The organism is Winogradskyella alexanderae, from assembly GCF_020166335.1.
In the GTDB taxonomy this organism is placed as follows: Bacteria; Bacteroidota; Bacteroidia; order Flavobacteriales; family Flavobacteriaceae; genus Winogradskyella; species Winogradskyella alexanderae.
This window is the reverse complement of the sequence record NZ_JAIUJR010000012.1, coordinates 48,366-75,082: the sequence shown is the minus strand read 5'-3', so window position 1 is coordinate 75,082 and position 26,717 is coordinate 48,366. Positions and strand designations below refer to the sequence as shown.

General features: G+C 35.4%; 24 protein-coding genes. 6 read left to right on the top strand and 18 right to left on the bottom strand.

All coding sequences use genetic code 11. The features are described from left to right. Both LBU54_RS14645 and LBU54_RS14640 read right to left on the bottom strand, forming a co-directional pair. Positions 1-3,428, bottom strand: a 3,428-nt coding sequence (locus LBU54_RS14645) for a PKD domain-containing protein (RefSeq protein ID WP_224531752.1), incomplete at its 3' end; no start/stop codon positions are given. 6 nt (positions 3,429-3,434) lie between these two features. Further along, positions 3,435-3,899, bottom strand: coding sequence for a hypothetical protein (locus LBU54_RS14640; protein WP_224531751.1), 465 nt, complete (start codon positions 3,897-3,899; stop codon positions 3,435-3,437). 190 nt (positions 3,900-4,089) lie between these two features. Here LBU54_RS14640 and folE point away from each other — a divergent pair, with 190 nt between their 5' ends. The 6 genes from folE to LBU54_RS14610 all read left to right on the top strand — a co-directional run bounded on the left by folE (position 4,090) and on the right by LBU54_RS14610 (position 8,583). Continuing rightward, positions 4,090-4,767 (top strand): GTP cyclohydrolase I FolE, encoded by a 678-nt coding sequence (gene folE, locus LBU54_RS14635; RefSeq protein ID WP_224531750.1) that lies wholly within the window; start codon positions 4,090-4,092, stop codon positions 4,765-4,767. A 59-nt stretch (positions 4,768-4,826) separates the two neighbouring features. After that, a complete protein-coding gene (gene cysS, locus LBU54_RS14630; protein WP_224531749.1) occupies positions 4,827-6,308 on the top strand; it encodes a cysteine--tRNA ligase in 1,482 nt (493 codons plus the stop codon). A 2-nt stretch (positions 6,309-6,310) separates the two neighbouring features. Next, positions 6,311-6,547, top strand: coding sequence for a membrane protein insertion efficiency factor YidD (yidD, locus tag LBU54_RS14625; protein ID WP_224531748.1), 237 nt, complete (start codon positions 6,311-6,313; stop codon positions 6,545-6,547). 184 nt (positions 6,548-6,731) lie between these two features. Then, positions 6,732-7,562 (top strand): prolipoprotein diacylglyceryl transferase, encoded by an 831-nt coding sequence (gene lgt, locus LBU54_RS14620; protein WP_224531747.1) that lies wholly within the window; start codon positions 6,732-6,734, stop codon positions 7,560-7,562. Further along, complete coding sequence (locus LBU54_RS14615) at positions 7,562-8,062, top strand: DUF192 domain-containing protein (RefSeq protein WP_224531737.1); 501 nt, start codon at positions 7,562-7,564, stop codon at positions 8,060-8,062. Before lgt ends, LBU54_RS14615 begins: the two co-directional genes overlap by 1 nt. A gap of 101 nt (positions 8,063-8,163) precedes the next feature. Beyond that, entirely contained in the window at positions 8,164-8,583 is a 420-nt protein-coding gene (locus LBU54_RS14610) for a hypothetical protein (RefSeq protein ID WP_224531735.1), read from the top strand. Positions 8,584-8,630: 47 nt separating this feature from the next. Here LBU54_RS14610 and secDF read toward each other — a convergent pair whose 3' ends face one another. The 16 genes from secDF to LBU54_RS14530 all read right to left on the bottom strand — a co-directional run bounded on the left by secDF (position 8,631) and on the right by LBU54_RS14530 (position 26,707). Beyond that, on the bottom strand, positions 8,631-11,684 hold the full coding sequence (secDF, locus tag LBU54_RS14605; protein ID WP_224531718.1) for a protein translocase subunit SecDF: 3,054 nt from the start codon (positions 11,682-11,684) through the stop codon (positions 8,631-8,633). A 149-nt stretch (positions 11,685-11,833) separates the two neighbouring features. After that, positions 11,834-12,445 (bottom strand): hypothetical protein, encoded by a 612-nt coding sequence (locus LBU54_RS14600; protein ID WP_224531714.1) that lies wholly within the window; start codon positions 12,443-12,445, stop codon positions 11,834-11,836. A 67-nt stretch (positions 12,446-12,512) separates the two neighbouring features. Next, a complete protein-coding gene (locus LBU54_RS14595; RefSeq protein WP_224531713.1) occupies positions 12,513-13,169 on the bottom strand; it encodes a hypothetical protein in 657 nt (218 codons plus the stop codon). 76 nt (positions 13,170-13,245) lie between these two features. Continuing rightward, positions 13,246-14,172, bottom strand: coding sequence for a malate dehydrogenase (mdh, locus tag LBU54_RS14590; protein ID WP_224531711.1), 927 nt, complete (start codon positions 14,170-14,172; stop codon positions 13,246-13,248). Positions 14,173-14,312: 140 nt separating this feature from the next. Further along, positions 14,313-15,359, bottom strand: coding sequence for a DUF6588 family protein (locus tag LBU54_RS14585; RefSeq protein ID WP_224531710.1), 1,047 nt, complete (start codon positions 15,357-15,359; stop codon positions 14,313-14,315). Between the two features lie 166 nt (positions 15,360-15,525). Continuing rightward, positions 15,526-17,463 carry a DNA topoisomerase (ATP-hydrolyzing) subunit B gene (gene gyrB, locus LBU54_RS14580; protein ID WP_224531708.1) on the bottom strand — a complete coding sequence of 646 codons (1,938 nt, stop codon included), beginning with the start codon at positions 17,461-17,463 and terminating at the stop codon, positions 15,526-15,528. 364 nt (positions 17,464-17,827) lie between these two features. Next, complete coding sequence (locus tag LBU54_RS14575) at positions 17,828-19,243, bottom strand: MBOAT family O-acyltransferase (protein WP_224531706.1); 1,416 nt, start codon at positions 19,241-19,243, stop codon at positions 17,828-17,830. 13 nt (positions 19,244-19,256) lie between these two features. Then, positions 19,257-20,285: a hypothetical protein gene (locus tag LBU54_RS14570; RefSeq protein ID WP_224531704.1), complete on the bottom strand. Its 1,029-nt coding sequence runs from the start codon at positions 20,283-20,285 to the stop codon at positions 19,257-19,259. A 185-nt stretch (positions 20,286-20,470) separates the two neighbouring features. Further along, positions 20,471-21,145, bottom strand: coding sequence for a DUF6090 family protein (locus tag LBU54_RS14565; protein ID WP_224531702.1), 675 nt, complete (start codon positions 21,143-21,145; stop codon positions 20,471-20,473). 47 nt (positions 21,146-21,192) lie between these two features. Then, positions 21,193-21,990 (bottom strand): DUF6090 family protein, encoded by a 798-nt coding sequence (locus LBU54_RS14560; RefSeq protein ID WP_224531701.1) that lies wholly within the window; start codon positions 21,988-21,990, stop codon positions 21,193-21,195. A 20-nt stretch (positions 21,991-22,010) separates the two neighbouring features. Further along, the gene (locus LBU54_RS14555; protein ID WP_224531699.1) at positions 22,011-22,772 is read right to left on the bottom strand and encodes a DUF6090 family protein; all 762 of its coding nucleotides are present in this window, start codon (positions 22,770-22,772) and stop codon (positions 22,011-22,013) included. A 10-nt stretch (positions 22,773-22,782) separates the two neighbouring features. Next, positions 22,783-23,538 carry a DUF6090 family protein gene (locus LBU54_RS14550; protein ID WP_224531696.1) on the bottom strand — a complete coding sequence of 252 codons (756 nt, stop codon included), beginning with the start codon at positions 23,536-23,538 and terminating at the stop codon, positions 22,783-22,785. A gap of 26 nt (positions 23,539-23,564) precedes the next feature. Next, positions 23,565-24,299 (bottom strand): DUF6090 family protein, encoded by a 735-nt coding sequence (locus tag LBU54_RS14545; protein ID WP_224531694.1) that lies wholly within the window; start codon positions 24,297-24,299, stop codon positions 23,565-23,567. Positions 24,300-24,459: 160 nt separating this feature from the next. Further along, on the bottom strand, positions 24,460-25,221 hold the full coding sequence (locus LBU54_RS14540) for a DUF6090 family protein (protein ID WP_224531676.1): 762 nt from the start codon (positions 25,219-25,221) through the stop codon (positions 24,460-24,462). Next, the gene (locus tag LBU54_RS14535) at positions 25,218-25,895 is read right to left on the bottom strand and encodes a DUF6090 family protein (RefSeq protein WP_224531672.1); all 678 of its coding nucleotides are present in this window, start codon (positions 25,893-25,895) and stop codon (positions 25,218-25,220) included. Before LBU54_RS14535 ends, LBU54_RS14540 begins: the two co-directional genes overlap by 4 nt. Positions 25,896-26,020: 125 nt before the next feature. Beyond that, complete coding sequence (locus tag LBU54_RS14530) at positions 26,021-26,707, bottom strand: DUF6090 family protein (protein WP_224531669.1); 687 nt, start codon at positions 26,705-26,707, stop codon at positions 26,021-26,023. Positions 26,708-26,717: the final 10 nt, after the last annotated feature.

Genomic DNA, 26,717 nt, shown 5'->3' with positions numbered 1-26,717 from the left:
CCGGGATTGCCCCCGGTGATCTCAGAGTCCTTAAGGCCGAGGTCGATTGACGTGACCCCGTCGGGAACGTCGTCGTCGCAGACCTCCAACGGCGTTGGTGTTACAACGGTGGGTAATGGATTGGCCGTAAATGTTACTGTACTGCTATTTGGACAAATACCATTTGTTGTATAGGTTATACTATAGGTTTCACTCGGAGTTCCGTTGGATACTACTCCTGTAATGGGATCGATTACAGCCATATCCGTTGGTGGAATATCAAATGAATAAGTTCCTCCTGATGTTGCTGATGCACCAAGTACAGCTATACCTCCATCACATGTTGGATTGACAGAAAATGTAGCATCGTCAATTGGATCAGTGGTAAAGGAAACTGTGGAGGATGTGGCGCAGATACCTGTAGTACTATACGTCACAGAATAGGTTGTACTCGGTGTACCGTTTGTAACTTCACCAGAATTAGGGTCAATAACCGCACCATCCGTTGGTGGTACATCAAATGCATATGTTCCTCCTGCTGTTGTGGTAGGACCTGGTATTGGTATACCTCCATCACATGTTGCATCCACAGTAAAAGAAGCATCATCTTCCTGAGTTACTGTTACTGTTTGTATCAAAGATTGAGGGCAAACTCCGTTTGTAGTATATTCAACAGAATACGTACTTCCCGAAATACCATTTGTTATGGATCCTGTTGCTGTATCTAATACTGCCCCGTCAGCAGGATCTGGATTGAAACTAAAAGTTCCTCCTGGTGTTACAATATTATTGGTTGTAGCGCCGTCACAGGTAGGGTTAAGATCAAAACTTGGATCATCCAAAGGATTAACTGTCAGTATTTCTGTACTGCTCGAAGGACATATGCCATTAGTTGTATATTCAACTGTATAACTTGCTCCAGGAGTTGCCAATGTCACTTCACCTGTATTTGGATCTATTACCGCAGTATCTGTAGGTGCAGGATTAAAACTAAACGTTCCTCCAGGTGCTACTATATTTTGAGCAGTACCACCATCACAAGTTGGAATCATTTGAAAGGATGGGTCATCTGTTACATTAACGGTAAAAGTTTGAGCACTCACAGAAGGACAAGTACCGTTAGTTGTATATTCAATTGTGTAGGTTTGGCCAGACAATCCGTTTGTTACCGTACCAGTTACAGGATCAATAGTAGCGCCATCCGTTGGAGCCGGATTAAATGTAAACGTACCTCCAGACGTTGCAACAGGTTGGTTGACTGTGGCACCATCACAGGTTGGTGTTACTGTGAAGGAAGCGTCGTCTCTTGGATTTACAATTAGATTAAAAACAGGTGTAGCAGAGGCTGTATAACAAGACGCATCACCAACTGTCTCAACCCTGACATAAATGGGTTGAGGATTAACTGTATTTGGAAAAGGGCTTGTCAATGCACCTACATCTCCATCAGCATCCGCAAAACTTAAATGGAAGGTCACCTCAAAAGAACTAGGGTCTTGTGCTCCAAGAATTCCTAAAGTTTGAGATTCCAAATTGAAAAGTTCTGTTCCATCATTAAGACCGTCATCACAAACTTCAATATCGGTCACTGGGTTAATCGTTGGTTGATTAGTTAAATTCAAACTAAAGGAATACACATCATTACATCCAGAATCTAGATACTCAATACGAACATAAACGAACTCGCCATCTGTACCCGAGTAATTGTTTGTTACAGGAATTGCATTAACATCATTTTCTGCATCGGCTTGAGAATTATGGTAGGTCACTACTAAATCTCCAGCATTTGGTGCATTTGCTGTAACAACAGGTGTATTTAATTCTAAATCGAAATTATAAGGTGGCGCTCCAGGATCACAAATCACTAAATTATTTGGTAAATCAGTTATCAATTCTGGTAATACTTCTACTGAAACATCTTCAGAGTATGTACAACCAAAGTCATCTACAGTTGTGTATGTATAAGTATACGTTCCGGCATCTGGCGGTGCAACAGTTATAATGTTACCATTTGTTGCGACTATAGTTGGGTTAGGTTCCCAACCCTCACTATCAATTATAGGCGTAAATGCAAAATCTGAAACAAGTAATGACTCATCAAAATTTAACGACCACGTAAAAATAGTACCGTCATCAATATTTAAATGGTCCTCTATAAAAAGTGTCCATTGTCCATTAATATCTGAACCAACAAAATCGGCAAAATCTCCTATGGGTAAGAAAGGACCTGCATTTGGATCTACAGAATTACCAGGTGTTGGTGTGCCACCAGGTATTGTAGGACCTGCACTCAAGATCTGCGTTCCATCCATAGAAAAGCAGTATTCCCAACCTTCACCTGGACCGGTACCATCAGAAATAATTGGATTTCCAACAAAGGTACCACCTCCGGTTTGATTGTGTAGTGTTACTTGTTGCCCACTTGGACTAATTACTATAATTTCTAAATCACCAATATAGGTATGCTCCATGACAATACATATACTCTCTAGCTGGGTTGGGTCAGTAATCTGTTGACCTAAAAAACAGTCTAAATCTAATTCTGATTCATAAGTTGCACCTGCAGTAGAGCCAAGGTTTGCTTGCACACCTCCATTGGCACAGTCAATTGCAAAGTTGACGCCTTGCACCTGACCAACAATATCAACTTGCTCACCGTAACAGATAGTGGCTTGTGCAGGAGCAGATCCGGTAAAGTCTGGATTGGTAGATACATGAACAAATTGGTTAATTAAATTGGTACTACTACAGCCTGCTGGATTATCATCTCCTACAGCCAAATTAACAATGTAAATACCCTCAGTATTATAAGTTTTTGTAACCGTTTGACCTGTATCAGAAGTGCCATCACCAAAATCCCACGTATAAGTAGCTCCTGTAGGATCAGCACCAAAAACACCATCGCCTTCAAACGTTACTTGATCCCCTTGACATATTCTGATAATATCTTCAGCATTTGTAGCTGGTGTTGTACCTACTAAAATCGCATCAATACTTTGGCACGGCTCAAAACAGGATATTTCTGCTTCCCATCCTGCAGATGGTCCATCAGGATTACTTGTATATACAAATGTTAAGCATCCATCTGGATTTGGTAATCCGCCTGGATTAATTTCAGTCAATGAAGCCGTAATTAATCCTGGACCAGTTACACCTGTGAATGTTCCTATTTCATCATAAGTTGCATCTGGACCGTTGTATATTGTCAGAAAGTCCAAGTTAGCTTGAAGTTGAAAAAAGGTAAAATCTACTTGAGCTTGGAATCCTGGACTATCTGGACATAGAGTTAAAGTTAAATTTTCATTATTTCCTGCAGGTCCGAATTCGCCTCCAGAGTCATAGAAAAATCCTGCTGAACATTGATTGAATGTTCCATTTTGCATAATAATATCTTGTGCATTTAAACAAAATGGTAGGGTTATTATTAATAGTATGAGTAATTTTTTCATGATGTTCTATTGAAATTGGGACTTAACCTGGATAAAATAATTTGTGCCATCTATTCTATACAACATATTTTCTGTTGGGAAAAAGTTTAAATTATATTTTAAAGGGTTGAATCCAAACATATCAAAAACCAAGTCTCTCTTTAAGTTTGGATTGTAATAATTAAATAATTCAATCTCAGACAATGGAATATAGTTACGTTGCTTATCCTTCTTATCTAACCTCATTATATTTAATCGATTTCTTAATAAGTGTTTTAATCTTTTCAATTGGTGCTCATCATTCAACATAACTTGTGTATGGTCTTGATAAACCTCTTTAATTTTGTTTAATTCATTGGTTGTCAATGGAGCATTAACATTTGGTGTATAGTTGACTGAATTAAATTGGACATTCTTAGCCGTTTGTGCAATAACTCCGTAAGAACAAAGCAGAAAAAACGACATAATGATTCTTAGTAGGAATCGATTCATAATTGGATATTTATTAAAGTTTTGAAAATTAAGAAAATTTTAGTATTTCTCCATTTATTTGAATAGGTATTAGGTAATTGAACGGATTTATTAATATAACAGTCATAATAATGATTTCCCTACCTATTTGATACTATTTTTATTACGTATCTTTGCACCTCACTTTTAAGGAGTGATAAAATTTTAAACTATGAGAGTTGATAGTGATTTTAACGATATAGATGCTATAGGTGACGACCATGTATCATCATCTAGCGAAACTCCAATGAGAAAAGATGCTTTTAAGCTGACCAATGAGGAGAAAATTGATATCATTAAAGACGATGTCAGGCACATCATGGAGACCTTGGGATTAGATTTAAATGATGATAGCCTCAGCGGCACGCCTAATCGCGTTGCCAAAATGTTTGTTAACGAAATTTTTGGTGGCTTAAGTCCAGACAAAAAACCAAGCGCCTCTACCTTTGAAAATAAATACAAGTATGGCGAAATGCTGGTAGAAAAAAATATTACTGTTTATTCTACTTGCGAGCATCACTTATTGCCAATAGTAGGTAAGGCTCACGTAGCATACATATCAAATGGTACTGTAGTTGGTCTTTCTAAAATGAATAGAATTGTAGACTATTTTGCAAAGCGACCACAAGTACAGGAGCGACTTACCATTCAAATTGTAAAAGAACTGCAAAAGGTACTTAACACCAATGATGTTGCTTGTGTTATTGATGCCAAGCACTTATGTGTTAACTCTCGTGGAATTCGCGATATTGAAAGTAGTACGGTCACATCAGAATTTGGAGGGAAGTTCAAAGAAAAAGAAACTCGTAGAGAATTTTTAGACTACATTCAATTAGATACAAAATTTTAGTTTGCTAAATCTAAAGCTTAGTCATAGATTTACCTCAACGTTTTTTTGACCATTATATCATGCCTTTATACGATTCTCAAACCATAAAAATCTATAATTCTTTAAGCGGTGAAAAGGAAGTTTTTAAACCTTTGATACCAGGCTATGTTGGCATGTATGTTTGTGGACCGACTGTTTATAGTAATGTACATCTGGGAAACGTAAGGACTTTTATGTCTTTTGATGTTATTTATAGATATTTAAAGCACTTAGATTATAAGGTAAGATATGTAAGGAACATTACTGATGCCGGTCACTTAGAAAATGATGCAGACGAAGGTGAAGACCGAATAGCCAAAAAAGCAAGATTAGAGGCTATTGAACCAATGGAAGTTGTGCAACGCTATACTGTTGATTTTCACAACATCCTTAACACCTTTAACTTTTTACCGCCAAGTATTGAACCAACAGCTACTGGCCATATTATAGAGCAGATTGAGATTATTAAAGCCATTATGGATAATGGTTTTGCATATATGGTTAACGGCTCAGTTTATTTTGATGTTCATAAATACAATGAATCTAAAGAATACGGTATTTTAAGCAAGCGCAAGCTTGAAGATTTAATCCATAACACTAGAGCTTTGGATGGTCAATCTGACAAAAAAAATCCACAGGATTTCGCCCTTTGGAAAAAAGCAGAACCACAACATATAATGCGCTGGCCTTCTCCTTGGAGCGATGGTTTTCCTGGTTGGCATTTAGAATGTACAGCAATGAGCACTAAATACTTAGGTGAACGATTTGATATACATGGTGGCGGTATGGATTTAAAATTTCCACATCATGAATGTGAAATAGCACAAGCTGAAGCCTGCAATCATAAATCTCCCGTTAACTATTGGATGCATGCTAATATGTTGATAATGAACGGTAAAAAAATGGCAAAATCTACTGGTAATTATATATTACCAAATGAGATATTCACTGGCGACAATGAGCACATCTCCAAAGCATTTTTACCAAGTGTAGCTCGTTTCTTCATGCTCCAAGCACACTACCGTAGTATCTTGGACTTTACAAATAATGGCCTGCTAGCTAGCGAAAAAGGCTATTTTAGATTAATGGATGCCATAAATTTAGTTGACAGCTTAAAAACTAGTTCGTCGTCATCTGTAGACATTAATAGCTGGAAACAAAAGTGCTACGATGCGATGAATGATGATTTTAATACACCTATTTTAATTGCCAATCTATTTGAAGGTGCTAAACTTATAAACCAAATCAAGGATGGTAGTGCAACCATTTCCAAGGAAGATTTGGAGTTGTTAAAAACTACAATCCATGCCTTTACTTTTGACATTTTAGGTCTAAAAAACAGTGATAAGGAAGTTGCCGGCAGTGATAAATTAACAAGTGTAGTAGAAATTTTAATCAACTTAAGAAAGGAAGCTAGACTGAATAAAGACTTTGCGCTCTCTGATAAAATAAGGGATGAGCTATCCGATGCAGGAGTTCAGTTACAAGATGGTAAAGATGGCACCACTTTTACGACCAACTAATTGTGAAAAAAGTTATTATATATCCTTTTCTTTTTTTAATTAAAATTTACCAAATCTTTATTTCGCCTATAACACCTGCAACATGTCGGTACCAACCAACCTGTTCGCATTATGCGAAGGAGGCATTGGAAGTTCATGGTTTGTTAAAAGGCGGAAAATTGGCCATAAAACGGATTTTTAGTTGTCATCCTTGGGGTGGAAAAGGGTTTGATCCTGTTCCTAAGAAGGATGACAACTAAAAATTTCCCATCCCGCCAGCTCGCCCAGTCGCTAAAAATGTACACTGTACATTTTCTTTTTCGCTATGTCGCCTTGGGGTGGAAAAGGGTTTGATCCTGTTCCTCCAAAAGAAGATTAATAATACGTTAATCTCGCCATAAAAGTCTTTCAAAATAGTATATTTACTTCACAAAGAATTTGTTTATGCATATATTACAAATAGACTGGGACCCATTAAAGTACCTAGACTTAGGTTTTTTTAAGCTTCATTTTTATAGTGTAATGTGGATAGTAGCATTTGTTTTAGGCTTCTACATAATGAAGCGTATTTATAAAAATGAAAATCAATCAGAAGAATCGTTGGATTCCCTCTTTATTTATTCGGTGGTTGGTATCATGCTTGGTGCACGCTTGGGTCATGTAATTTTCTACCAATCTGAACTTATAACAGAAGATTTCTTTAGTATTTTCTTGCCTTTCAAATTTAAAGGTGGTTTTGAGTTTACCGGTTTTCAGGGCTTAGCAAGCCATGGTGCAGCTATTGCCATGATTATTTCAATGTATTTGTATAACAAAAAAATACTTAAAAAATCGGTGCTTTGGATATTAGATAGGATTGTCATTCCGGTTGCTTTAGGTGCTGTTTTTGTTAGAATTGGAAACTTTATTAATTCTGAAATTATTGGCAAATACACAAACAGTGATTTTGGAGTTGTATTTAAACAGTTGGGTGAGACGGAGCCAAGGCATCCTGCTCAATTATACGAGGCATTCTGTTATATCTTTGTATTTATTATTCTGTATTATTTCTATTGGAAAACCAAAAAATCAGAACAACAAGGCTTCTTATTTGGACTGTTCTTAGTACTACTTTGGACCATAAGATTCTTCGTAGAATATGTAAAAGTGAGTCAAGGTGGTATTGAAGAGTATTTTGGAAATACACTCTCAACAGGTCAATTGCTCAGCATCCCTTTTATACTTATTGGGCTTTATTTTATGTTTATATACAAACCCAAAAAAGTCATAAAATAATGCTGTTGAGACTATCTCTAAAACCTATTTTTTGCTTAGTACTACTCTTTTTGGTGAGTGGTTGCAAAGATGAAAAAGAAAATGTGGTAGAAGAAAAAGTAAAAGTTTCTTTCAAGAAAGAAGGCGCTCTCCAATTGATAAAGGCAGATTCGGACTCGATAATTAAAACTATTGCTATTGAAATTGCTGATAGCGAGTACGAAACACAAACTGGCTTAATGTATAGAACCGAATTAGGAATGAACCAAGGCATGCTCTTTATTTTCCCAGATGTCTCCTATCGCAGTTTCTATATGAAAAACACCAAAATCCCATTAGACATCATATATATTGATGAAGCTAAAACTATAGTGAGTTTTCAAAAAAACGCTAAACCACTCGATGAAACCTCACTCCCATCTGAAGCTCCTGCTAAATATGTTTTAGAAGTTAATGGCGGGCTATCTGATGAATGGCAACTTAAAGTTGGAGATAGGATAGACTTTGAGCGTTTAGATTAAAAACAAATACTTTACGCATTCAAAACCTATGTATACTCATTGATTCTATTGTTTTAGTATAATAAGCCATAACTTTATTCGGAATTAATACAAACCCTAGAATGAGATTTCTTGTTTTTTTGTTTACAACAGTCCTTACAGCTCAAGTTGGCACAACGACACAACAGTCAGAGGCTTCTATAGCGTATTGTTTTGAAAATAAAATTGAATGGTCTTTAATCTTTCAATCAAGTGGATGCTTTCATCATACTACTGAACAAATGTATATTTCTTTCAGTGGAGATTCTGTCTTTCTTCATCGACTAATTGAAGGCAAAGAACAACCTAAAATATTATTGAATGCAGATAAATTAAACGTATTAATTGAGTTTGAAAGACAACTACTAAATCGAACCAACAATTATGGCGGATGTACAACTGTTGATAGTTACGTTGTAAACTCAGAATTCAGTTCTTATACAATTAAAGATAGTTCTTGTGCTTGGAATGGATATTCAAGCTTAATAGAACAAATAAAATAAATAAGCCCTGCCAAATGGCAGGGCTTATTTATCATATAGGACTTTAATTACTCCTCGTCTTCTTCTTTTACTTTCTTCTTTAAGGATTCTGCTGCGTCACCCTTCTTAGCTGTATCGTACATTAAAGGTGTGGCGATAAACATAGAAGAATAGGTACCCACAATAACACCCACGATTAATGCAAACAATAAGCCTCTTAGTGAATCCGCACCAAAAATAAACATGGCCAATAACACTACCAAAGTGGTCACAGATGTGTTTAAAGTTCTACTTAATGTACTATTAAGTGAGGCATTAATGGTTTTTCCAAATTCCCATGACGTGTGTTCATTAAGGAATTCTCTAATTCTATCAAAAACTACCACAGTATCATTTAACGAGTAACCGATAACGGTCAATATCGCAGCAATAAATGCCTGGTCAATCTCCATGCTAAATGGCATAAACCTCCATGTTAAAGAGAATATACCTAGTACAATTAATACATCATGGAATACCGCAGCAACAGCTCCAAGTGAGAATTGCCATTTTTTAAATCGTATTAAAATGTACAGGAATACAACCACTAACGAACCAAGTACCGCCCAAAATGACGATTTCTTAATATCGTCTGCTATTGTTGGACTTACCTTACTTGATAACATTTTACCAATCTTGGCATCACCCGATCCATCTTGAAATTCTTGATAAGTCATTCCCGAAGGTAAATATGGTTTTAACGCTTCAAACAACTTAGATTGCACCTCGTCATCTGCTTGGACCGAATTATCTTCAACTTTATACTTTGTCGATATTTTCAACTGGTTTGCAGCACCGATTGTTTTTACCTCTGCACTTCCAAATACTGCAGGATCATTTAATACACTGGTAATCTCTTCAGTGCTGACCGGTTGCTCAAAGCGTACTTGATAGGTTCTACCACCAACGAAATCAATACCTTGATCTAAACCAGTTGTAAAAAGTGATCCTATACTTGTAGCCAATAAAACTCCAGAGATTACATATGCAATCTTACGTTTAATCAAGAAATTGATATTGACATTCTTAAAAAGATTTTTCGTCATAGCTGTAGAGAAGTCCAACTTACCTCCTCTGTTCACCCACCAGTCAATTAATAATCTTGTAATGAAAATTGCAGTAAATAATGATGTAACAATACCAATGATCAAAGTAGTTGCAAAACCTTTAATTGGTCCTGTTCCGAAAACAAATAATATCAAGGCTGTTAAACCTGTAGTAATATTCGCGTCTAAAATCGAAGATAATGCATTAGCAAAACCATCCTTTATGGATTCTTTCTGTGATTTCCCTTTGGCAATTTCTTCTCGTATCCTTTCGAATATAAGTACGTTAGCATCAACCGAAATACCTATTGTTAATACAATACCAGCAATACCAGGCAATGTTAAAACAGCTCCTAAACTGGCTAGAACACCAAATATTAAAAGGATATTTAATAACAATGCGGCATCTGCGAAAATACCTGCTTTACCATAGTAGAAAATCATCCATAATAGTACAAACACTAACGCAATTAGGAAGGACTTCATACCACTGTCAATAGCCTCTTGTCCAAGTGATGGTCCAACTTCGTCTGCCTGCACTATTTCTGCAGAAGCTGGTAACTTACCAGCACGTAAGACATTGGCCAAATCAATCGCTTCTGTCAAGGTAAAAGAACCTGATATTTGCGATCTTCCTCCTGCAATAGGCCCATTTGATACACTTGGTGCTGAGTAAACAATATCATCCAGCACTATTGCAATGAAGCCTTGCGTCTCAAATGCCACCTTTGTCATTTCTTCCCAAATCTTAGAACCCTTAGCATTCATCTGCATACTAACTGCTGGTCTACTTATTGGGTCATAATCTTGGGTAGCATCTGTAATAACAGAACCACTTAAAGGTGGTATACCATCTCTATTTCCTTTGATAGCATATAGCTCAGAAAACTCAGAATCTTTTTGCTGAATGCCCCAAACAAATTTTGCATAACGCATTTCTGCTGGCAATAATGACCTGTTCTTTGGATTGTTTAATTCTGCCAATACCTTTTCCCTGTCCTTTGATAAGAACATAGCTACAACAGAGCCTCCATTACCATAGCTCTGAATTCCTAATGGGTTTAAATCTGCAACATCTGTTGAATCAGATTCTATTTGTCCTGTTAACTCGTCGATAGCACTTTCTGTACTATCAATAACCTCTTCTGCCTCTGCTACCTCAGAAGTTTCACCCTCTTTTTCTTTATTGGCCTCAACTAGATTTTGGTTAACTTCAAGAATATATGGTAAAACCTCCTGCATTTTGTATGTCTCCCAGAACTGTAATTGAGCTGTTTTGGTAATAATATCCACAACACGCTTTTTATCTTTAGCACCTGGCAATTCTATCAGAATACGACCAGAGTTTCCTAAACGCTGGATGTTTGGTGAAGAAACCCCAAAACCATCTATACGATTTCGTAATACTTCAAAGGCCGAAACTATAGATTCGTCGATTTTTGTTTCCAATATACTTTTGACCTCATCATCAGTCATATCAAATTTAATGACATCACTCAAATCACGGTTCGCAAAAATATCTGGCGATGCTAGTTTGGTATCCCCTTTAATGGCATCAAAAGCCCTAAAGAACGACTCTAAATAAGACTCTTGTGCGTCTTTTTGCAATTCTTCAGCATCGTCTAAAGCCTTATTAAAAACAGGATCCTTGCTATTGTTTGCCAATCCTTTCAAGATATCTTTTACCGATATTTGAATTATAGCATTGATACCGCCTTTAAGATCAAGCCCTAGCTTCATAGCGTTGTCCTCAACTTCAGAATAACTGAATTGAGATATACCTAACATGTTGTAAACTTCAATTGATTCAAATTCGTCGCCTACCTTAATTTTTGACGTTTTTAATGAATCTAGATAATCTATTTCAGCCTGATTTCTTTTATCCTGATAATCCTCAACGGATTCATCAAATTTGCTGACGGCGTAAGCCTTGGCTTCATCTTCAATTTGGTTGGCCTTAAATGTAAAAGACAATTGGTAAATACTTACCAGACCAAATAGAAGTGCAAACAGTTTAATTATTCCTTTGTTTTGCATTTTATTGTTGTTTTATGTCGGAAATTAGTCGCGCAAATATAGAGTTTAACACCATATCCGACAATTATTTTTTAATTGTATAAATAGGCTACCGTTTTTTGATTGAAAAACGAAAATTTAAATAAAAATGGGATTGATATCAGAATTACTTATCCCAGAAATTTAGGTCCTGCACGTACCTCTGGAATTTTGTAGTCGTATGGATTTTTAGGGATACTAAGACTATATCCCTTAAATCTACTATTCTTTTGGTGAACCTTTTGATCCCCAGCGTTACCCTCGCTTGATCCAAACTTGAGTTTTGGAAAATAATATCTGTCGCTCTTATGGTTGAATTCAGAAATTTGTGTCCCCTCAAAATCCCAATTATTGATTGGTGAATTTTGAATTTCAGAAACATTTAGCTTAATAAATGGTTCATTGTCCGACTCATCTTTGTTTGAATGCGTGTCTGTTGCAAATTCAAATACAACATTGTCGATAAGACTTAATATACGCTTTATCCGGATTACATCTGAATCACTGTAATATTTAATCTTAAGTTGACCCTTGTTGTATTCTCCTATTTGAAGTTGGTCTACATTAAGTTTGTGTAATTCTTCGGTCAAAGCCTCAATTGAAGCTTCTACCTGTTCTGAAGAAATCTGTTGGTTTGAAAATTGAACAATGATTTGCTGATTAGGCGCCATAGGGTTGGTAAGATATGTTCCCAGAAACAATACCATGACCAAAAGAAATCCTAAATGCATTTTCAATTTCATCCGCCAAATATAAAAAATAAAGACTGTATTGCTACAGTCTTTATTTTCATTTTATTAAAGAAATAATCTACATTCCTTTCATTTCTGTGTAACCTTCTGGTATTGTCATATCAAACTTGTCATCCGAAACTTCAACTTGCTTTATTTCAGTAACTTCTGTTGTAATGATTATATCTGTTCCCATCTGATTTATAGTAGAAGTCATCATCATTGGAAACCCTTCTACTTGTTCATAGAGCGCCATGTTTTCACCAGAAAATACAGGTTGGATTTTGTCTGTGGCAAACATCTTCATTTTTATTTGCATTCCTTGTTGTTCCAACGTGATATCATAAGCTGTACATTCATACCCCAATATGGTTTTGGTTTCATCTGTCTTTTCGACCGACATGGTTTTCATAAGTTCTTCTACATTATCAACTTTTGTCATCATATACTTTTTACCCATTGGCCCATCCATTAAGGTAAGCGAAGACATGGACTCAGCATCTACTATCCCAACAACATTACCCGACATTGGATTTGAAATTTCACCTCTAGATTTTGCACCTTTAAAGTAGGTGGTACTAATAATATCGCCAATCATTTCAAATTGTTGTTTCATTGCTGGATTGGAGCTTGTCATGGTTTGTTTTGAGGTAATAATACCTTCGGTAATTTTTTCTTGGGCCGTTAAAACAACTGAAGTAGCAACGACACAGATGCAGATAATTAATCTTCTCATTTTTTGAATTATTTGATTAAAAAAACCCTATCAAAAACATATTGACAGGGCTAATGTTTATGGTTTTATAAAGATACTAAAATTCTAGTAATCCATTTGTTTTCTTAACACCCTCTGCACTCTCTGCTAAGTGTGCTTTTTCCGCATCACTTAATGGCACATCTACTATTTTTTCGATACCATTTTTACCCAATATTACTGGCACACCGATACAAAGATCACTTAACCCATATTCTCCTTCAAGTAATGCAGAACAAGGGAACATTTTCTTTTGGTCGCATGCTATTGCCTGCACTAATGCACTTACTGCTGCACCTGGTGCGTACCAAGCAGATGTACCTAATAACTTAGTTAATGTTGCACCGCCAACCTTAGTATCTTCTTTAACTTGGTTTAGACGGTCTTCGGAGATAAACTCAGAAACATTTATACTATTTCGTGTTGCGTGAGATGTTAATGGAACCATACCTTTATCACTATGGCCACCAATTACCATACCGTCAATATCACTAATAGGTGCATCTAATGCCTCAGCTAATCTGTATTTAAAGCGTGCAGAGTCTAAAGCACCTCCCATTCCTATTATTTTATGCTTAGGTAAATCTGTAGTTTTGTGCACGAGGTATGTCATAGTATCCATTGGATTACTCACTACTATAATAATAGTATTTGGAGAATGCTCTACTAAGCTAGCAGATACTGTTTTTACGATACCTGCATTAATGCCAATTAATTCTTCGCGTGTCATACCAGGTTTACGAGGGATACCAGAAGTGATTACACAAATATCACTATTTGCAGTTTTTGAATAATCGTTAGTGCTACCTACAATCTTAGTGTCAAACGCATTAAGGGACGCACATTGCATTAAATCCATTGCTTTACCTTCAGCATAACCCTCTTTAATATCGAGAATTACAACCTCGGAAGCAAAATTTTTCATTGCTATATATTCTGCACAACTTGCGCCAACTGCGCCAGCGCCAACTACGGTTACTTTCATATTTATTGTTTTATGACGTTAAAAATTCGGGTACAAATTTACGGTTTTAAAGCCTATTTACCATGACATAAGTCATAGTATTGGAAAATAAAAAAAGCGGCCCTTATGAGACCGCTTTCTATTGGTTTGTTCATAAAATTTTATCTGAAACTAAATGCTATACCCAAAGATGCCGTATTATATTCTTGAAAGGTATAGTCTGCAAAAATCTTAAAGAAGGCAAGGTTTAATCTTGTACCAATTGTTGCCCTAACACCATTTGCTTCAAAATCCAAATTAATTGGATCGCTAATGGTTTCATCTACAGTACCAATCTGATTTCCGCTACCATCTTCTAAATCATAGGTTAACGTATAATCGCCTTTCATTTTGGCAGTAGTTTTTCCGTTGTTATATCCAACACTACCGTAGAATGTAATGATTTTAAAATCTAGAGATGCTAATGCTTGTATAGTCCATGTGTTCATTTTAAATTCCGCCTCGCCATTATCAACAGCAACAGCATCCGATATATTCTCATCAGCAATTTTGTATGTTACTTTCATACTAGTAAATGCTCCCAAAATGGAAACACTTAGTGGTAATTTATCTAGAGGTCCAAAATATTGTGTTAAGTCATGTTGTAAACCAAAACCAATAAGTCCAGATTCAAAATCGTCATCAACACTAATATTTGGTACAAAACGAGCTTTTATATCTGTTTTAAATGGTAAACCAAAACCAACTTGTACCGTTGGTGCAGGTACTGCACTTGCCGGTAAATCTTCAGTAATACCACCTGGCATATCAAAACTCGCTACCTTAAAAGTGCCATCTCCAACAGGAATTGTAATTTCTACTTCAGTTTCTGCGTCGTTTTCACTCATAACGGTTGGTAGATCATTCTCTCCATTTGGTAACGAAATAAATTGATAATCTCCTTGATTAAATGCAAAGAATTGGGATTCATCAGGAACAAATGCAAGATTAGCACCAATAGTTAGGTCGAAACCAAAGGCTTTATGAACTTTAGCGGTGTTTGCCCAGCCTCCATTCATGCTGTACATCAATCCTTCTAAAGCGGGATTCAGATAATTCTGAGTAAGTAAACTGGCATCCTCAGATGCAAGAAGTATGGTCTCTAATTCTTGAGCTTTACTTAATTGAATACTTGTTAGAATAAGTATTGAGGCAAATAACTTTTTCATTTCTAATTAGGTTAAGTTTGGCGAAAAGTACTAAAATTAATTGAAAATTACGCTTTTTATCGTCTTAATTTGCTTTTAATCGGTAATTTAGACAAAATAATACATTGGTTTAGACAAAAAAACATCCATTAGTGGATGTTTTTTTGTTGTATTTGAATGACCCTATTTAAGCATCAATATTGGCATAGATTGCATTCTTTTCAATAAACTCTCTACGCGGTGGCACCTCGTCTCCCATTAACATAGAGAAGATACGATCTGCTTCTGTACCGTTATCGATTTGAACCTGGCGCATGGTTCTAAACTCAGGATTCATAGTGGTATCCCATAATTGCTCGGCATTCATTTCACCAAGACCTTTGTAGCGTTGAATCTTCGCATTGTCTCCAAATTCTGCTACAATTGCATCGCGCTCCTTATCTGACCATGCATACTGTTTCTTTGCGCCTTTCTTAACCAAGTATAGTGGTGGTGTTGCAATATAAACATGACCTGCTTCAATCAACTCCTTCATATACCTGAAGAAGAAGGTTAAAATTAATGTTGCAATATGGCTACCATCAATATCGGCATCACACATAATCACAATTTTATGGTAACGCAATTTTGATAAATTCAATGCCCTTGGATCTTCTTCCGTACCGATGGTTACACCTAAGGCTGTAAAAATGTTTTTGATCTCTTCATTCTCAAACACCTTATGTTGCATAGCTTTCTCAACATTAAGAATCTTACCTCTTAATGGTAGAATAGCCTGGAAAGCTCTATCTCTACCTTGCTTAGCCGTACCACCTGCAGAATCACCCTCAACAAGAAAAACCTCACATTTTGCTGGATCTTGCTCTGAGCAATCACTCAATTTTCCTGGCAAACCACCTATACTCATTACGGTTTTACGCTGTACCATTTCTCGGGCCTTCTGGGCTGCGTGACGTGCCTGCGCGGCCAAAATAACCTTCTGAACAATTATTTTGGCATCATCTGGATGCTCCTCTAAATAGTCCGTTAACATTTCTGAAACCGATTGACTTACCGCTGCAGAAACCTCTCGGTTACCAAGCTTTGTTTTTGTCTGGCCTTCAAATTGAGGCTCGGCCACCTTCACAGAAATTATAGCCGTTAGCCCTTCACGGAAATCATCACCGGAAATATCAAATTTCAGCTTATCTAACATACCCGAACTATCAGCATACTTTTTAAGCGTATGCGTTAAACCACGTCGGAACCCAGACAAATGGGTTCCACCTTCATGGGTGTTGATATTATTAACGTAAGAGTGTAAATTTTCAGCATAGGATGTATTGTAAACCATTGCCACCTCAACTGGCACTCCGTTCTTCTCTCCTTCAAAAGCGATAACGTCCTTCATCAATGGTTCTCTGTTGCCATCAAGGTATTTTACGAATTCAGGTAATCCGTTTTCAGAGTGAAATGTCTCCCCTTCAAAAGAACCGTCTTCTTTTTTATGGCGCTTATCTACTAAATGAATTGTAATGCCCTTATTCAAATAAGATAACTCACGCATACGACTCGCAAGCGTATCGTAATTATACTCGAGTGTTTGCTGAAATATTTGCGGATCTGGCTTAAAGGTCACAATTGTTCCGGTCTTATCAGAGTCTCCAACTACTTTAACAGGATACATGGTTTTACCACGCTCATACTCTTGTTCCCATATTTTACCCTCACGATGTACAGTTGCCTTTAAATGTTCCGAAAGTGCATTGACACAACTAACACCAACACCATGAAGACCACCTGATACTTTATAAGAATCTTTATCAAACTTACCACCGGCTCCAATCTTGGTCATTACTACCTCTAAGGCAGAAACACCTTCTTTTTTATGCAAGCCGACTGGTATACCACGACCGTCGTCTTCTGTGGTGATGGAGTTATCTTCATTTATGGTTACCGTAATATTATCACAATGACCTGCCAAGGCTTCATCTATAGAGTTGTCTACCACCTCATACACCAAGTGGTGTAATCCACGTGTCCCTACATCACCAATGTACATAGATGGTCGCATACGAACGTGCTCCATCCCTTCTAGGGCCTGAATACTATCCGCACCATATTGCTTTTTCTTTTCTTCGCTCATAATTTTATATTAATCAAGATTTTTAGTTTTTGTCTACACTAAAAAAGACGCTTTTCGCGTCCCTTTAGAGTACTATCAAAGATACAAATTATTAAAGCTATTTAATAGCTTTTTATGGACTTTATGCGATAATTATTAACAATTGTTAAAAACCAAAAAGTCGCTTAAAACGGCTAAAAACCACCTTAAATTGGATTTTGATAAAAATTTTACTGACTTGAAAATTGAATTTACAAATAACTCTTCTGAGGGCTTAATTTGTGTTTGGGCTCGTAATTAAATCCATTCAAAAATGTCTTTCAATAAATTGAAAATTCCTGTTTTGCAGTTTCTTTTTATCTATTCAAAAAGATAATTATCCTAATTAAAATTGAAAATAAATAAATTGCTCACCACTACCTTGTGAAATTACAATTAAAAAAAACAAAACAGCCCAAGCAACTCCCAACACCCAAGGTGGTGCTTTGTGCGCCAATTTTTTTAAAGAACTATTCCGCATAAACCAATGGCATAAAAACATGATGCCAATAACTGTACAAACTTTTATGATATCAAAATTCCCTAAAATCTTTGCACCATCCGTTTGCGCGTAGAACATAGACTTAATCATATCCCATGATTTTTTAAACGTATCTGCCCTAAAGAAGACCCAAGTTATATTTACACAGGAAAAGGTTATAAAAGCCAGAAAAATGCCATTATAGGCTGTAATCTTAAATGGTAAATATTGTTTTTGCAATCGTTCTAAAATCAGATAAGTGCCATGCAATCCGCCCCATACTATAAAAGTCCATGCAGCACCATGCCATAAACCACCGAGTAACATGGTTATCATTAAGGCTACATACATTCTGGTTAAGCCATTTCTATTACCTCCTAAGGGTATATACAGATAATCTCTTAACCATGTCGACAAACTAATATGCCATCTACGCCATAAATCAGAAAAACCTAAAGCAGCATAGGGGTACTTGAAATTATCCGGCAATATTATCCCAAGCATTAATGCAATACCTATAGCACAGGTAGAATAGCCAGCAAAATCAAAAAATATTTGTCCTGAAAATGCTATTGTACCAACCCAGGCATCAACACCGTGCAATACTTTCGCTGTACCAAATACATCATCAGAGACATCAGCAAGTAATGTATCTGCCAATACTACTTTTTGAAAGAGACCAGTTGTTAATAAAAACAGGCCCCAGAAAAACTGTTCTGTTGTTGCGCGTTTACTTTCGTAAAACTGTGTTATTAATTCCTGAGCCCTCACAATTGGTCCTGCAACTAACTGTGGAAAGAATGTTACATAAAGCGCAAAGTCTAAAAATGTTCTTGCAGGAGACATCCTTTTGTAATACATATCTATAGTATAGGACATGGTTTGGAAGGTGTAAAATGAAATACCCATAGGAAGAATAATATCCATTGGTCTTGGCTGATAGTCTAATCCTAAAGCATTAACCACTGAAACAAAGTTTTCCATTAAGAAATTACCGTATTTGAAAAACCCAAGGAAGCCAAGATTAACAAACATGCTAAGCAATAGCCAAAACTTGCGTTTTTTAATATCATTTTCTACAGCAAGTTTGTTGCCTGCTGTCCAATCTACTACGGTAGATATCCAAAGCAAAATAACTAAGGGTGGATTCCAAAGACCGTAGAACACATAACTTGCAATAAGTAGCATTCGTTTTTTGTTGGTCCAACCAAATAGCTTTGAATAGTATAGAACAAGAACAATAAGAAGAAATACAACGAAGCTTAAAGAATTAAATAGCATAATAAATGATCGGTTAGTTAATGTTTAATGCATTATCCTCTTTCATTATAGCTATTAACTCTCTAGTGAAAAATTGAGCATCTTCTGTAGCTAGATGTGACCATTCCGGCAGAAATAAATTCCGAAATTGTGGGTAATCATCGTAGTGATAAGCCTTAACGCCAACCTTTTCAACAAGTTGATCCCAATATTCCGCTCTAGGAAATCCCTTTCCTTCAATTTCCTTAAAAAATCCAGACGATGGGCACCTTAACAATATTAGATTACCTCCTCTTGCGGTGAATTTTTTGGCCAACTCTACAAAAGTAGTCGTAGTTGCTTCTTTATCTGGCGGTGGCCTATCACCACCAACCATATCTACCCAAGCAGCTTTAATAGTGTTGGCGTATGCCGTATCCTGAGTAACATATTCTGGCATTTTCATATGTCGGTTTAGTGCTATCTCCTCAAAATTGTTGAAAGGCACTGGTGGTGGTCCGGCACGCTCTCCAATATGTATGTGACGCAATAAGGTCTTCAAATCTACATCTGTATCCCATTCTTCATCTCCATCTCTAATGAATGCTAAATTGGTTTGGAGCGGTACAGACAATTTATGATTAAGGCGTTGCGCATAGGTGCGATCTTCATAATACGCTACCTTGGATTGTGCGCGAAACATTGGAAATGCTTCAGGATACACCGTTGAAAACATGAGCGGTGGCGTAATACCCACCATTAAGGTACCCTTAAAATTTGTGTTGTCAACAATGTCTTTAAATATTGGTATTGGTGAAGCCCCTTGAACAGCCAGCATAATAGGCTCGGTATCGGTAAGCTCTTCCCAAATGTCTAATTGAATGTCATAAAGTATGCGAGAGGAGCCGATAAAAACGGTCATTTTAGAATTATCGTCATCGAGTCTGGCCCGTTGATTGGCCCAAAGGTCTTTGTTATCATCTAGATAAGGTTTTACACCTTGGGAGCGCCAATATAGTTCCCAGGACGCAACAGCACCAAGACCCAAAATAAGGGCTATGATAAAGGATTGCTTTAACTGCATATGATTGATTTTAGTTGGTTAGCAGTAAGTTAAAGCACACTTGGGTTTGTTTAAAGATAGTGATTAATATATAATTGTGCTTATATAAATATCATGAACACTAGTCTATTCTAGTGTCATATTGGATTTTCCCATTTTGTTTGTTCAATTAAAGATATTCGAATATATCTGAAGAATTTAATCATCTAATCATTTTCCAATAATAGAATAGCCTCGTGTGATAATTTAATAATACGCTCACCCCTTACTTTTGCATACCTATACCAATCATCAAGAGCCTGATTAAATAAATGTCTATGTAACAAGCCCTGAATCTTTCCTTGTTTTGAATTTTTAAACTGCACTTTATCAAAGAAGTTCTTTGGATTCCCTAGTAATTGCTTACTTTTTTGTAATTCATCAACAGCTAGATTTATATAAGACTCATTAATGATTTCCACCTCTGCCTGAGCTGTTGCAAGTTTTATGAGAAAATCTCTTTGCTTATCAGATAGTAATGCACTATTGCCCGAAGCTTCCATATCCTTGAAGGTTTGGTTAACAGGATAATACTTAATGTAAAAGATATTTAGATTTGTGATGCTGTCCATTAACTGTTCTGTAGTTAGATTTAGCGTATCTGCTTTCTGAAAATAGGTGTTATAATCCTTAATCTGCTCACTATATCTTTCAGTTTTAATTATCAAATCTTTAATATTCAGGGTGTCTGTTTTGAGATCATTTATGATCTTACTCAGATACATATCTCGTTTTTTAAGCGTTTTTCTTTCTTCATTCCAATTATTAATCTGAAGTGCTATTAGTATACCTATTACTACCAATAGGATTTCTCCAATAGCATATTTAAAGTATTTACTCATATTATTTTGTTCTAGAAGTGAACGACGTATATGACGGAAGAATTTAATCAATTTGAGTCTGATTTTAAGTCTTTTTCAATAAGTCCTACCAATTCTTGGACCTGTATTTTAGCCTGCTTGTATTCATCAACAATAAGATTTGCGTCTGTAGCGAGTGCCATCAAATTGTTTAGGAAATCTTTGCTGTTAAACAAAACACGAAATTCCTTCAGTAATTCTGCAAAATAATAATCTACATCATCTTGGGAGAAGATCCGAGAAATCTTATTATGGTATTCTGAATTTATTGGCACAGTATACCGCAAACTGATTTTGGAGTTTATAGATTCTACCATATTTTCTAAAACGTAATTCTTTTGCCTGGTCCAGCGACTCTTTATGGTTAAATACCGTTTTTCTAAATCCAGTAATTTTAATTTTATAGAGTCGTTAGAAATGAGATCCAAATTTCCGCTACTCACCATTTCGTTAAAGGTTACCTGATTAATGATAAGGTCTTCGAAATTTGCTACTGGCTGAAAGTTACGAAGTACTTTTACTAAAGTGTCCTGATTGTCGCTAAAACTAAATTCAAGTAACTCCCATGCTCCCTCTAGGCGTTGCTTTTCTCGCTCGTATCGATTTTCCCATAGGATTTCGTTCTCCTTTAGGTCTACCACAAGTCGTTCCAGATAACTACGTTCTATCTGACGAAGTTTACGCGCTTCATTAGCGTTGTTAATCTGAAGTGCAATAAGAATACCAATGACCACCAATAGAATTTCTCCAACAGCATATTTAAAGTATTTACCCATTTGATTTTTTTGGATTAGTGAACGACGTATATGACGGAAGAATTTAATCATTGGTTAGTGTTGTGCTTTCGTTATTTTTCTAATTCTCTATCAATTAATTCTAAAATAGATTTAGCCTCTGCAATAAGAGTTTTAGAGTCTTCTATATTTGTATTTAAGTATATATACTTTTGTGCAATTAAACTTTCAAAAGCTCTATCTTTCAAAAGTCCTTCAAAATCATTTGGAAAAGGGCTTTCAACAATGGTTGTACCCATTTTTTGTTCAAAACTGTTAGAAAGGTTTGCTGAAGAAATATAATTACTTATAAGAGGGTTTAGTTTGTTTACGACTAAATCTTGGACAACCCTTTGTTCTTCCAACATTTCTTCCATAAAATCTGGCCAAGAAATTAGTTTTGCTTTTAGAGAATCATTTGAAATCAAATTAATTTTTCCAGAACTGTAGAGCATATCTATTATGCTAAATTCTTCATTTACTGCAAACCAGATAAACATATCTTGCAAAAAACCAAACATTTCAGTTTCAGTAACCGTTGAATCTTGATTTGATATGATTTCTCGTAATCTATTAATCCCGTTTAAATTTTTTGTTCTACCAGCATTTTTATTTTCTAATTCATTTAATTTTCTTTCAAATGACAGACTTAAGTTGGCTATCAACTCTTTCTCTTCAACCTTCAGTTTTCTTTTTTCATTCCAATTATTAATCTGAAGAGCAATAAGGATTCCTATCACAACGAGGAAAATTTCGCCCAAGGCATATTTTAAATATTTTGAAGTTTTGTTTTCCATTATTAAAGATTGGCGGATATGGCGGAAGAATTTAATCATTAACTCATATTTAATTTAAATACATTTCTATTTCATGAATGAATTGTTGATTAATATCAATGAGTTTATTTAACTTTACTATGAGACTTTGGCTTGCCAGTTCATTTCTCCTAAAAATTCCTTCGAGTGCTTTTTGACCATTGTTACTATCTAAAATTAATTCAGGTACTTTACCTTTAAATTTTGATTTATCCATATCTCCAAGGATCGACGAAAAAAGTGCTCTATTATCAACTAAGAATCCATCAGTCCATAAGCTAAACTCGGCATTCTCACTAAAGGCATTTAGGCGATTTTCCTCCAAAGTCATTTCTTTAATATTATTGATATATAGTTGTTCGAGATTATTGATTGTTGCTTCTTGTGAACCTGCATAATATTTGGTGGTTGACGACTCATTGCGCTCTATAGTACTTAAAAAATGACGCTCTACAAGAACAAAATACACCGTGTTGGTGAATGTGATTGGGTCAACATTTTCTATCCCTATATCAAGAATGTATTTACTTTTTTCGGCTTTCTCTTTTCGCACATCTCTAATCTCAATTAATCGGTATCTGTCTTCTTTGAGGTTTTCGAGTTTTTGATTGAGATAAGTATTGATTTCATGTTGAAGTTTTCTGTTTTCATTCCAATTATTAATTTGAAGAGCAATCAAAATTCCGATTACAACAAGTATAATTTCTCCGATTGCATATTTAAAATACTTTCCAGTTTTATTTTCCATCAGTAAGTCTTGTCTAATTTTTCTAAAGAATTTAATCATTGGTTATTTTGAATAATACCATTAATCTAAAATTTATCGTTTTCTGCGCTTAGCATTCCCTGCATTCTTTCAAGTTTTTGAGATAATATGACAACCATTCTATAGGCGTTTTCGCGAGTCCGAACCAAATTGACCAATGCATTTGTGAAATCTGGCTTATTACATAGATCTTCTATTTTATACTCTACTGTTGGCTGATTCACCTCGTTAAACCCAAAGACCACATGTTCTTTTATCGCTAGATAGTCTGAATTCAAATTTTCTTTGAACTGTTCAATAAAAACCTGCATGGCATCTCGTTGCCCATAAAATTCAGTGATTATGTTTTTAAAATTCTTATTCTCAATACTTGCTACCAGGTTGGCAGACAACATTTCATCATAAGTATCCCTAATCTCAAATAGGACACCCAAATCATTATAGCTTAGCAGGGCTTCATCAAAAATATTTTTATCATCTTTTGTAATCTTACACGACTGAAGTATTTTAAACGATTCTCTGGCCTCATTTAGCTTTATTTCACGATATCCAACTATGCCCTTATAATGAAATTGCATACTATCAATATCAGCGGATAGTTGCTCTAAATAGTTACTTTGCGTTCGCTTTAATTTTCTATGCTCATTCCAGTTATTTACTTGGAGCGCAATTAAAATCCCAATAACTACAAGTATTATTTCTCCAATGGCATATTTAAAATATTTCCCAGTTTGATTTTTCATAATTAAGGATTGTCTTATTTGACGGAAGAATTTAATCATAATCTTTGTTTAGGTCATTTCGAAATGTGGTATATAATGACGATTGAGAAATATCAGATGAGATTCCTCGTCGCTTAGCTCTGTCAGAATGACAAAACGTTTTATTTTGGTTTATTAAGGAGGTCCGAATATGTCTGAAGAATTTAATCATAATACACTCCTAGTTTGTTTCATCATTTAAATAGCTGTCAATTAAACCAATACAATCTTCAACAAGGGCAACAGTAGTTTCATAATCCCTCAAAAAATTTCGTCTTCCGGCAACGGCTTCTATAATTAAAGTTTCAAATTCTGCATCATTTATGAGGTGGTCATAATCAGTTGGTACACCTATAGGCCTCTTACTAAAAGGTTTTGCATCCTGATGGGTGTTTATACCCAAAGTGGTCCTGAAATGCTTTTGGTAATATGGGAATAGCAATGTAGCGCCATTTCTTCTTGTTGTTTGCTTGAATAGAATTCGGTTATAACCAGCTTCATATATTTCTGTAATGAGTAGTCTTATGCTGTCAGATTGAATATTATTCAACCCTCCAGATTTTAGCGTTTCATAATTTGAAGTTTTTGGAAAAAAATAATTGAATGTGGTCATATCATAAAAATCCACATACATAGAATCGTTAACGACAGGTTTCTCATTAATGTATTGTAAAACATCCTTGGTGGCTTTGTAGGATCTGTCCATATCTTCTAAATCATTATTCAACTCTTTAAGGGTATGCTGGAGTTCTGCTTTAATGCCTAGAAGACTTGCGCTTTCTAGAGAACGTTCTTTTCTGTTCTCATTCCAATTATTTATCTGAAGTGCAATAAGAATTCCAACAACAACTAAAAGTATTTCACCAATGGCATATTTAAAATATTTGGATGTCTTGTTTTCCATAACGAGATTCTGACGAATATGACGGAAGAATTTAATCATTTGAGTTCGTTGTTAATAATCTTAATTAATCTATCAATTTCTTCCAATTTTTCAACATAAAGCTCATTGAGTGACGAAGAATTACCAAAGATACGTGCCAAGTAATTGGAGAATAAATTATCGTTAAGAAACTCATCTCTTTTGGCAGAAATAAAAGCCGATTCCCTAAATTTTCGATTAGCCAAATCAAAATATTTACTTTTGTAGTTAATATAATCATTAGAAATTTCTCTCCCAATAGCTTCAAATTCTCTTATCATTTTAAGATTGGCTTCCCAAGAGGCAATTTTCTCTCTTAATTCATTATTACTAATCATATCTAATTTACCAGAACTTATAATGTCACTGATAACACCTTCACTAGGCATAAATACCGTAAAACCGGAACTCTTACTTGTTAGGGTATCTATTTGAGTTAAGCTAAGCTCATTTCCATTAATTTTAATTAAGGATACAAGTGTATCTGCCATTTTAGATACTCTATCTGTTTTCTCAATTACTCTTGCCAGTGCTAATTTAGATTGCTCAAAATCTACTTTTAAACTTTTTAAATAAATTGTTTCCTTTTTATTGAGTTTACGTGTTTCGCTCCAATTATTAATCTGCAGTGCGATGAGAATCCCAATAACAACCAATAGAATCTCACCAATAGCGTATTTAAAGTATTTTCCCATTTGATTTTGGTTTATGAATGAGCGACGTATATGACGAAAGAATTTAATCATAATTTATTTCAAGTTTTTAATCTTGACTAAATCTTTGGAGCAAAATATTATTCTTAATATCAAATATTTTGAGTCTATTCATTATTATTAAGATAACGAGACAGCATCTGTTTTAATTCCTCATTAACAACCAAAAAATTCTGCACTTGTATAAGATAGTTTAGACCAAAATTCTTGAACTGATTAATTGTAGAAATTGCATTTTTATCGTTGGTAATAAAATCCAAATCTTTTATCTTAACTTCAGTATTGTCCAGAAGATCATTTAATTTTTGACTGTTCGCAATTTGAAGCGGAAGGCCATATTGCTCCCTAATTCTATTACTAAGTTCTATACTTTGAACCACGTATTCATACCTTGCATTGTATTGCCGAAGTTTATGCTTTATCGAATCATTGGAAACCTGGTCATATGCATCTGGATTATTATTGATTAAGTTTGATTGATAGGCCAATCTTGAAAAGAATGGACTTGCATTGACAGATCGATTTGCTATAGAATCAGATTCTGGATTCATACTAAAATTAATAAGATCATTGAAAAGGGTGTCATTCATTTTTTGAAATTGAATTCTAGACTGAAAGAATAATGAATCTGCAATGGCATCTTGTAAAAGCTGTTTGACTAATTTAGTTTCTTGAAACTGAGATTTTCGTGATTCGTTCCAGTTGTTAATTTGTACGGCGATTAAAATGCCAATAACGACTAACAGGATTTCACCTATAGCGTATTTTAGGTATTTGCTTGACTTATTTTGCATAATTAAGGAT

Bases quoted from the DNA above. Each gene is read 5' to 3' on its own strand.
- LBU54_RS14640 (WP_224531751.1), bottom strand. From the start codon at position 3,899: ATGAATCGATTCCTACTAAGAATCATTATGTCGTTTTTTCTGCTTTGT.
- folE (WP_224531750.1), top strand. From the start codon at position 4,090: ATGAGAGTTGATAGTGATTTTAACGATATAGATGCTATAGGTGACGAC.
- cysS (WP_224531749.1), top strand. From the start codon at position 4,827: ATGCCTTTATACGATTCTCAAACCATAAAAATCTATAATTCTTTAAGC.
- lgt (WP_224531747.1), top strand. From the start codon at position 6,732: ATGCATATATTACAAATAGACTGGGACCCATTAAAGTACCTAGACTTA.
- LBU54_RS14615 (WP_224531737.1), top strand. From the start codon at position 7,562: ATGCTGTTGAGACTATCTCTAAAACCTATTTTTTGCTTAGTACTACTC.
- LBU54_RS14610 (WP_224531735.1), top strand. From the start codon at position 8,164: ATGAGATTTCTTGTTTTTTTGTTTACAACAGTCCTTACAGCTCAAGTT.
- secDF (WP_224531718.1), bottom strand. From the start codon at position 11,684: ATGCAAAACAAAGGAATAATTAAACTGTTTGCACTTCTATTTGGTCTG.
- LBU54_RS14600 (WP_224531714.1), bottom strand. From the start codon at position 12,445: ATGAAATTGAAAATGCATTTAGGATTTCTTTTGGTCATGGTATTGTTT.
- LBU54_RS14595 (WP_224531713.1), bottom strand. From the start codon at position 13,169: ATGAGAAGATTAATTATCTGCATCTGTGTCGTTGCTACTTCAGTTGTT.
- mdh (WP_224531711.1), bottom strand. From the start codon at position 14,172: ATGAAAGTAACCGTAGTTGGCGCTGGCGCAGTTGGCGCAAGTTGTGCA.
- LBU54_RS14585 (WP_224531710.1), bottom strand. From the start codon at position 15,359: ATGAAAAAGTTATTTGCCTCAATACTTATTCTAACAAGTATTCAATTA.
- gyrB (WP_224531708.1), bottom strand. From the start codon at position 17,463: ATGAGCGAAGAAAAGAAAAAGCAATATGGTGCGGATAGTATTCAGGCC.
- LBU54_RS14575 (WP_224531706.1), bottom strand. From the start codon at position 19,243: ATGCTATTTAATTCTTTAAGCTTCGTTGTATTTCTTCTTATTGTTCTT.
- LBU54_RS14570 (WP_224531704.1), bottom strand. From the start codon at position 20,285: ATGCAGTTAAAGCAATCCTTTATCATAGCCCTTATTTTGGGTCTTGGT.
- LBU54_RS14565 (WP_224531702.1), bottom strand. From the start codon at position 21,145: ATGAGTAAATACTTTAAATATGCTATTGGAGAAATCCTATTGGTAGTA.
- LBU54_RS14560 (WP_224531701.1), bottom strand. From the start codon at position 21,990: ATGATTAAATTCTTCCGTCATATACGTCGTTCACTAATCCAAAAAAAT.
- LBU54_RS14555 (WP_224531699.1), bottom strand. From the start codon at position 22,772: ATGATTAAATTCTTCCGCCATATCCGCCAATCTTTAATAATGGAAAAC.
- LBU54_RS14550 (WP_224531696.1), bottom strand. From the start codon at position 23,538: ATGATTAAATTCTTTAGAAAAATTAGACAAGACTTACTGATGGAAAAT.
- LBU54_RS14545 (WP_224531694.1), bottom strand. From the start codon at position 24,299: ATGATTAAATTCTTCCGTCAAATAAGACAATCCTTAATTATGAAAAAT.
- LBU54_RS14540 (WP_224531676.1), bottom strand. From the start codon at position 25,221: ATGATTAAATTCTTCCGTCATATTCGTCAGAATCTCGTTATGGAAAAC.
- LBU54_RS14535 (WP_224531672.1), bottom strand. From the start codon at position 25,895: ATGGGAAAATACTTTAAATACGCTATTGGTGAGATTCTATTGGTTGTT.
- LBU54_RS14530 (WP_224531669.1), bottom strand. From the start codon at position 26,707: ATGCAAAATAAGTCAAGCAAATACCTAAAATACGCTATAGGTGAAATC.